The organism is Silvanigrella sp., from assembly GCF_044369315.1.
Lineage (GTDB): Bacteria > Bdellovibrionota_B > Oligoflexia > Silvanigrellales > Silvanigrellaceae > Silvanigrella.
On record NZ_JBIPMD010000153.1, the window covers coordinates 1 to 8,146 of the forward strand.

The 8,146-nt window shown below is 30.9% G+C and carries 8 protein-coding genes; 7 read left to right on the plus strand and 1 reads right to left on the minus strand.

What is annotated here, in order from left to right:
- Positions 1-262 precede the first annotated feature (262 nt).
- A complete protein-coding gene (locus ACIQ56_RS11740; RefSeq protein WP_397601248.1) occupies positions 263-727 on the minus strand; it encodes a hypothetical protein in 465 nt (154 codons plus the stop codon).
- Positions 728-1,034: 307 nt separating this feature from the next.
- Between ACIQ56_RS11740 and ACIQ56_RS11745 the strand changes: the two genes are divergently transcribed.
- From ACIQ56_RS11745 to ACIQ56_RS11775, 7 genes are all read left to right on the plus strand, one after another.
- Complete coding sequence (locus tag ACIQ56_RS11745) at positions 1,035-2,483, plus strand: DNA circularization N-terminal domain-containing protein (protein WP_397601249.1); 1,449 nt, start codon at positions 1,035-1,037, stop codon at positions 2,481-2,483.
- The gene (locus tag ACIQ56_RS11750) at positions 2,483-3,529 is read left to right on the plus strand and encodes a phage baseplate assembly protein (RefSeq protein ID WP_397601250.1); all 1,047 of its coding nucleotides are present in this window, start codon (positions 2,483-2,485) and stop codon (positions 3,527-3,529) included. Before ACIQ56_RS11745 ends, ACIQ56_RS11750 begins: the two co-directional genes overlap by 1 nt.
- Positions 3,530-4,312: a phage baseplate assembly protein V gene (locus tag ACIQ56_RS11755; RefSeq protein WP_397601251.1), complete on the plus strand. Its 783-nt coding sequence runs from the start codon at positions 3,530-3,532 to the stop codon at positions 4,310-4,312.
- Between the two features lie 82 nt (positions 4,313-4,394).
- Entirely contained in the window at positions 4,395-4,799 is a 405-nt protein-coding gene (locus tag ACIQ56_RS11760) for a phage GP46 family protein (protein WP_397601252.1), read from the plus strand.
- A 2-nt stretch (positions 4,800-4,801) separates the two neighbouring features.
- Positions 4,802-5,944, plus strand: a complete 1,143-nt coding sequence (locus tag ACIQ56_RS11765; RefSeq protein WP_397601253.1) for a baseplate J/gp47 family protein — start codon at positions 4,802-4,804, stop codon at positions 5,942-5,944.
- 10 nt (positions 5,945-5,954) lie between these two features.
- A complete protein-coding gene (locus ACIQ56_RS11770) occupies positions 5,955-6,809 on the plus strand; it encodes a hypothetical protein (protein WP_397601254.1) in 855 nt (284 codons plus the stop codon).
- Between the two features lie 110 nt (positions 6,810-6,919).
- Entirely contained in the window at positions 6,920-7,978 is a 1,059-nt protein-coding gene (locus ACIQ56_RS11775; RefSeq protein ID WP_397601255.1) for a hypothetical protein, read from the plus strand.
- Positions 7,979-8,146: the final 168 nt, after the last annotated feature.

Consider the following 8,146-nt stretch of genomic DNA (forward strand, 5'->3'; position numbering starts at 1 on the left):
AGAGAATATTGACTTTTAACTGATTTCTTCTTTAACATTGGACAACCCTTCTATATGAACGCCTAAGTTCATAGCATATTGTCCACCAAAAGGAATCACTTTAGGGTAAGTCAGCCTTGGTATACATTTTCGGTGATTTTTGCAAATATCCGAGTTTTGAGAAGTGAAACTCGAAAGTAGACTTAAGTATTTGATTTTATTTTTATAATTTGAGTTTAATTTTTTGACTATATGCATATGCTGTATTTATTTTACTAGATTTTTATTTAGCTGAATCTAAAATAGATGTTATCGTTTTTATTACTTGTTTTATAAAATCGCTAAAGTTTATTATAGCAAATAATGCTATAGCTATTAAAATTATTACAAAAAATATTTTAATTACACTGCAAAAAAATATTTTTAAATGAATTTTAGTTATTGAACATTTAACTAGTAATTCATTTCTGCCTTTTATTTCAATTGCAGTACAATCATCTTTATTCCAAGTTGAATCTTCAGTATTTGCTTTAGAGTGATATTCTTGTTCTGCTTTACTTAAATTTGAATAAAAACCTTTATATTCATCTGGGTCTTTGAATAGTTTCCCTTTTTTTCTCTCCTGCATTTCTTTTATATCACTTAAATTTACTGTATTTTTATTACTATATATATCTTCTAGAATAATTGATTTTACTAAAAATATCTGTTTTAATAGGTCAATTATTTTTGTAATTATTTCAGACATTAGTCCCTCATATATACTAATTGAATATTTCTTACGATTATGACATAAAAGGATGCTATTAAAAAGTTATATATATTTCAATTCATAAAATTATAGCAGTCAATTGACTGCTAAGAAAAATTTGATTTTTGGTCTCGCATGAATTGTTAGTCAAAAAAATACAAAATCGAGCCAGAAACACCCTTAAAACGCTTTTTCAAAGTTTTACTACTCCCATATAAATAACTACTCGTTTTTACCTTCCAATTTTAAATCCAAAAACAAAGTTTTTTAAAATCCCTAACCTTGCATTTGGGAGGGAGTGAATATGGCTAAATTTAAACCATATAACCAAATAAAGCCGTTTACTGGCGAGTTCAGAGGAATCCAATTTCACATAGAAACGGAAACCAGCGAAACAGGACAGAGACTCGCCTTGTTTGAATTGCCATTCAAAGAAGAATTTGAAGAGCAACATTTAGGGCGTGCTAGACGCAAATGGAAAGTGTCAGCTTTTTTAATAGGCCACGATCAAGAAGATAAATTGGAAAAATTACAGGCTGCCTGTGAAGCGAATATGGCAGGGGTTTTAACTCTGCCAACTAATATTTACACAATGGCTGAGTGCAAAGTATTTATTAAAAAAGTACAAGCAAATAAAATAGGCCAAATAGATTTAGATTTTGAGTTTGTAGAATGCAGCAAACCCGCACCGCCAAAGGTTACTATTAAACCTAATCTATTGGATTTTATAAAATCTAAGCTCTCAGCAATTAAAAAATTCATAAAAGATTTAAAAGATTTTGCTGATGCAGTTATGGATTATGTGCATAAAATAAACGGAATAATTGATGAAGTGATAGGCATAGTACGAGCCGCTTTAGATGTAATTGGGGCAGTGGCTCAGGTAGTTTGTGACGCTGTTAATGTTTTAAAACGTGTTAAAAATTTAATAAATGCTATAAAAAATTCTCCTGAAAGAATTGCTAAATTATTATCGGGAGCAATTAGCGCAATCAATTCAGTTTTATCAGGTAAAGCATTTGAGGATAAAGATGGTGTTTTAGATGGGATTATCCCATCTAAAACAATGCTAAATAATAAAGTTAAATCCAACGTAAGTCCTTCTAAAGTAGCTAATAATTTTAAAGCTGCCATTAAAAAACTTGACATCCAAGCAGAGCCAAAACCACAAACAGAACTAGAAGCAACCAGAAGAGTTTCAAAATTAAAGGAACTACAAGAAGAAAAAGACATTGATAAATTAAAAGAATTTAATAAAGCAAACAAGTCAGACACACATTTAGCCAAAGAAAAGACCGCTCAGCATTTGAAAACCGTTACATTAATTGATGCTTGTATATATGCCACTGAAGCAACTTTTGAAACTAAAAAAAGTGCCAATGATTATCAAAAATTTTTAGTTAAAAGCATTGATACCGAAATTAAAAGACTAGAAATTGAACTAAATCAAAATATAAATATAGAAAGAAAAATTAAAATAATAGACCCTAAAGCTGATGGGATAGATAATATTGAAATATTAGAGCTAATTGATAATTTAAAAAATGTTAGATTTAACATTTTATTACCGTTTGACGTTATTTCATCTAATGAAAATGAAGCTCAATATTTTAAAGTAAACAAAGAAGACAATTTAATTAATGTGATTTTCAATCAAACTAAATCAATTGAAAATATTGATAAGATTTTAGAATTAAATCAAATATCTAATTTATTTAATATAGAAAAAAATAAAATACTGGAGTTATCCTAATGAGTAATGAATATCTTATTTCAGTTAAGACAAATGGTGGGGAATTAAAAGGCTGGCATTCAGCTAAAATAACAAGGTCATTAGCGGCATTATCGGGTTCTTTTGAGGTATCTTATTACGCTAAAATCGAAAAAGGAATAGCTTTAAATTTAATTAAGCGAGGCGATAGCTGCAAAGTCTTTTATAAAAATATGCCTTTAATTGATGGCTATGTGGAAAAAAGGGCAAATAAAGCTTCAAATTCGCAACTATCTTTTTCGGTTAGTGGCAGGGATAAAACAGGGGATTTAGTTGATTCCACCGCTGCTTTAAGTTCCAAAGAATTTAAAAATCAATCTTTAAAGCAAATGGCAGAGACACTTTTAAGCGGCTTTAATATCTCTATATCTGGAAAAAGTAGCAAGGCTAATACCATAATTAAAAATATATCTATGCAGCCTACGGAAACAATTTTTAATACAATAAGCAAATTAGCTAAATATCAAAACGTTTTAGTGTATCCAGACCGTAACGGGGGCTTAATCTTTTCCGATGTAGGCACAAAAAAATGCGGCAAATTGGAACAAGGTAAAAATATACTAGAGCTTGATATTGTAGAGGATGATTCACAAAAATTTCAAACATATAAATCTTACGTTAATGAAGGCACGCCAGACGAAAAACATAAAAAATCAGTGGCAGAAGTTAGAGACCCCACAGTTAAAAGACCAAGAATAAAATTAATTGCTTTAAGTAAAGCTTCGGCAAAGGTGGAAGCATTAGAGCGGTGTAAGTGGGAGATGATGAATCAGACCGCTAAAAGTTTGCAATTAAATGTGACAGTAGTTGGCTGGTTAAATCCAAATGGCGAGTTGTGGGAAATTAATGAAATAGTAACAGTCGATTTTAAATGTTTTGAAATAAGAGCTGATTTTTTAATTGAAGAAACTGTATTTAACTTTGATACATCTGGATATAAAACAAATTTAAAACTTGTAATACCTGAAGCATACAAACCCCAAGAAAGCCGTTCTGAAAAATCTTTAGGCAATATAGGAGCAATTTAAATGTCAAATTTTAACGAAATTATTTACCAGAAATTCCATAATTTTATTAGCACAAGTACATTAAAAATTGTGAACGATAAAACTAAAACTCAAACATGCCAATTAGAATTGTTTTCGGGAGAGATAAAAGAAAAAGTGGAAAGATGGCAACAATACGGCATTACTTCTGTGCCATTACCTGAAACCGAAGCCCTTTGTATTGCGGCAGGAGGCGAAAGAGACAGGGTCTACATTGTAGCCACAGAAGATAAAGACTATAGACCTATCAGTTTAAAATCAGGAGAAGTTGCATTATATACCAATGAAAAAGACAAACTACATTTTCAAAATGGCAATAAAGTTTTATTAGAGACTCATTTTTATACTGCCAAAGTAAAAGAGAAAATACAGGATGAAACTAAGTTATTTGAACTAAAGGCTACTGACAGCATTAAGAATGAGACTAAAGCTTATGAATTAAAGTCTTCTGACAATATCAATCAAGAGACCAAAGCTTTTAAATTAAATGCTAGTGAAAGCATTAATCAAGAGACTAAATCGTTTACTTTAAAAGCTGCTAATTCAAGCCTTATTGATACTAAATCTTTTGAATTGAAAGCCTCCACAAGCGTTAAAATTGATACTCAAACCACGGAAATAAAAACTAATAAATTTAAAGTACAAGGTAGCAGTGGAGAATTGATAAGTATTATTAGTGAACTTGTTCAAGCGGTTAATCAATTTGCTTCGTTAGTAGGTAACGCAACAACCCCCCCTTGCTCCCTCTGGTACAGCTCCACTTAGTACCTCACCCCTAATAAAAAAATTAGCTTCCGATGTTTCACAAATTAAAACAAAAATAGATTCATTTAAATAAGGATATTTTATGTCTGACTTAATATTTTCATACGATTTAGAACAAAAATGTTTTGATTTAAATTTAGAAAAAACAGGTAATTCCTCGGAACAAGAATTTTTAGAAAGCTTAATTGGAATGATTTTATTTACGGATTGTCGTTGCGAGAGTTGGGAATTACCACAAGGCGAAGAAGACACGGGCGGATGGTTTGCAAATAATTTTGGATCAAAAATTTGGACTGTGTTAAATAGAGGGAAAATAAACAATCAATTATTAGATAAAATAACGAATTACACAAACGAAGCTTTAGATATTTTAGTCCCCCAATATATTAAAAACTTCAAAGTTACCGTGGATAAATCAAATACAGGAGTTAATTTATTAATAGAAGTTACTTCCCCAACAAATATCACTTATAAAATAAGAGTCTAAAAATGAAGATAGAAACCTTTCAAGAAATTCAAGCAAGGATTCACAGTGATATATTAAGTTATTTTCCGAAATTAAATTCGGGTGTTTTGTATGTCCTAATCCAATTGGGAAGCGTAATTGCAGGGGTCTGTTATTTATTACATCGGCAAATTTATTACGCATATCTACAAATGTCGCCTTTTACATGCGATGAAAAACATTTACCTAATTGGGGTAGATTTTATAACGTACCTAGAAAGTTATCTGCATATTCAACAGGTAAAGTTATTATAAAATCAACGAAAAATAATGTAGTAATTCCAAAAGGAACTGTTTTACAAACTGAATTAGGATTAAAATTTTTTACATTAACACCAGTATCAACAGTTAATAATAAGGCTATTGTTAGCGTAATTTCGGAAAATTCAGGAGCAGATTATAATTTACTAGGTGAGACAGCTTTAAGTTTAAATAGTCCAATCGAATACATATTAAATAACGAAATCTTTTTTGATGAAATTGGCGCAATTGGCGCAGCCGATGAGGAAGATGCGGAAACGTGGAGAGAAAGAATTTTAGCATTTTATCGTAACCCTGTGCGTATAGGGACAAAAAAAGATTATGAAGAATGGATGCTTGAAATTGAAGGCGTAACAAGAGCTTGGTGTGTTCCTCGGTATCCTTTAAATGTAGCTGGCAGTGTTGGCTTAGCTTATGTTTGTGATAATAGTGTTGATATTGTCCCAAAAAATAAAGATATAATGCTTTCATATATAACGGAAATAGCTCCTGCAAATGCTGAAATTAAAATGATTGATATTGTTAAAGTACCTATTACAATTACAATTTCAATAAACTCAAGTACATCTTTGTCATCTTCTGAATTTACAAAAGATATAAAAAAGTATTTTGAAAAACATTTTAGACAAATGGATTTATCTGAACAAATAGACAAGCCCAATTTTATTTCAATTTTAATAAGTAAATTCAATTTAAATTATAAGGACTTTTCTGTAAAATTAGAAGTTTTAGACACTTCATTAATTCCCAATCAAAGAACTTCTTTAAGTGGAAATGAAATTGCAACGGGTGGTTTGCTAGAAATTAAAGAATCTCTTGTTTTAACAAAAGACCAGCTACCCGTTTTATCGGAAATTATATTTTAAGAGGTTAATTATGTTTTTAGAATTTATTAAATTGCTGCCTAAAGGGATTTACTGGAAAGGAAAAAATCTTTTTAGATTAATTAAATCAATATCTCTTGAATTTGAAAGAATACGTATTGCTAAAGATAACTTAATTACAAATAGTTTTCCTGATACTTGCGATAGTTTTATATATCCCATATGGGAAAAACCTTTAAGATTAAATCCAAAAGAAAAAAATAACGCACAAAGAATAAATGAGATAACTGCAATTTTAAAAGCAAAAGGCTCACCTAGTTTAGAATCATTTTTAGAATTAGCCAGAAAATTTGACCCTGATGTTAAAATTATAGATTGTTTTTATACTACAGGTTTAATTATTGGGTCGAATAAAATTGTTAATAAAAAAACAGCAGAAGGCAAACAAATAAACGCTATTCTATTTTCATTTGCTATCAAAAAAGATGTGTACGTTTGTTACTTTTTGCAAAATGCTTGCCCTGCTCATTTGCATTTTGGCTTTTTATTTTCTGATTTTGATATCGTTTGGGAAGTTCCTATAACGATGTACTATGGAAAAGGTTTAAATAAATATGTGATGAAAAGTGAAACAGAGGGAATTTTATACAGGTCTCGATATATTCACAAATCTGAAGCAGATTATAAAAATTCTTACAGACCTAGTAAAATTGACGACTATGATCATTTAATAGACCCATTAAACCCTAAATATTCATTGTCACAGCAACAGCCTTCTGTTCAGCAGCCTCAGATTCAACCACAGCCAGAAATTAAACCGCAATCACAGCCTCAACCTGAACCCAAAAAAGAAGAGAAACCAAAGCTTATATCTTTAAATAAAATCAAAGGTATTAAAAGTAATTGAAATAACTACCATTTTAAAATCGGATTTTAAATTTAAAAGAAGGGTTTGTTTAAAAAACTAATTTAAAAGGGCGGTTATTGTAACCGCTCAATTTTTTAGAAAGGTTTTATATGCAGAGAGTTACAACGCATGACGGTAAATTTGATGAAACAAGCGAAGAAATTTCATTAAGCAACAAATGGCTTAATGATGTTCAGCACGAAATTATTAACGTTATAGAAAAAGAAGGGCTTGTTTTAAATAAAGATAAAAATGATCAGTTGAATGAAGCTATTGATAAAAAAATATTAAAATTGAGCATTAATACAAATAACAACGGAAATGAATTTTTTGTTTCTAAAAATGTATCGAACACTATCAAAGTTTTAAAATCAGATGATTTATTAAAAGTTTCTCAAGAAACAAAAACAATTAGTCGTGAAAAAAACACAGGTAAATGGCTTTCTTGCTCTCGTGAGATTAACTATAATGATGCACCAGATTTAAATACATTTTTTAACACATCGTTTGACGGTTTAAAAGATGGGTCTATCCCATCTAAAAAACATGTTGAAGCTAGATATAACAACGTTGTTGTAAAATTGATTTCTGAAATTGAAGAACTAAAAAACCAAATTAAAACAATGCTTGCAAATAATGCAGAACTAGCCAATGCTGAAAGAGATCGTAAAGCCAACGAATTACAAAGCCTCAAAAAAGGTCAGGAAGACCTAGCAGAAAAACAATTAAAACTTGAAGAAGACGCACGCAAAGCTGAGGAAGCACGCAAAGCTGAAGATGCACGCAAGGCTGAAGAAGCTCGTAAAGCAGCGGAAGCTCGGAAAATTGAAGAAACAAATAATGCAGAAGCTGCTCGCAGGGCTGAAGAAGACGCAGAAGAAGCACGCAAAGCTGAGGAAGACGCAGAAGAAGCACGTAGGGCTGAGAAATTGCGACAAGAGGAAGAAGAAGACGCTCGCAGGGCTGAAAAATTGCGACAAGAGGAAGAAGCACGATGGGCTGAAGCTGCTAACAGATTACAAGCTGGACGTAGATCAGAAGAAATACGATGGGTTAAAGAAGCCAGCGAAAGAGCAGAAATTGAAGCCGCTGCCGACGCTACCAGAGCAAAAGATAACCGCAAAGCCGCCGAGTTATTTAAAAAGGGGCTAAAAATACGATACGAGTAAAGCTTTTAAATTTTAAAGTCTTTCTAACTTTTTAAAATAATTACCATTTTAAAATCGGATTTTAAATTTAAAAGAAGGGTTTGTTTAAAAAACTAATTTAAAAGGGCGGTTATTGTAACCGCTCAATTTTTTAGAAAGGTTTTATATGCAGAGAGTTACAACGCATGA

Coding starts and splice junctions, on each gene's coding strand:
- ACIQ56_RS11740 (WP_397601248.1), bottom strand. CDS start 727: ATGTCTGAAATAATTACAAAAATAATTGACCTATTAAAACAGATATTT.
- ACIQ56_RS11745 (WP_397601249.1), top strand. CDS start 1,035: ATGGCTAAATTTAAACCATATAACCAAATAAAGCCGTTTACTGGCGAG.
- ACIQ56_RS11750 (WP_397601250.1), top strand. CDS start 2,483: ATGAGTAATGAATATCTTATTTCAGTTAAGACAAATGGTGGGGAATTA.
- ACIQ56_RS11755 (WP_397601251.1), top strand. CDS start 3,530: ATGTCAAATTTTAACGAAATTATTTACCAGAAATTCCATAATTTTATT.
- ACIQ56_RS11760 (WP_397601252.1), top strand. CDS start 4,395: ATGTCTGACTTAATATTTTCATACGATTTAGAACAAAAATGTTTTGAT.
- ACIQ56_RS11765 (WP_397601253.1), top strand. CDS start 4,802: ATGAAGATAGAAACCTTTCAAGAAATTCAAGCAAGGATTCACAGTGAT.
- ACIQ56_RS11770 (WP_397601254.1), top strand. CDS start 5,955: ATGTTTTTAGAATTTATTAAATTGCTGCCTAAAGGGATTTACTGGAAA.
- ACIQ56_RS11775 (WP_397601255.1), top strand. CDS start 6,920: ATGCAGAGAGTTACAACGCATGACGGTAAATTTGATGAAACAAGCGAA.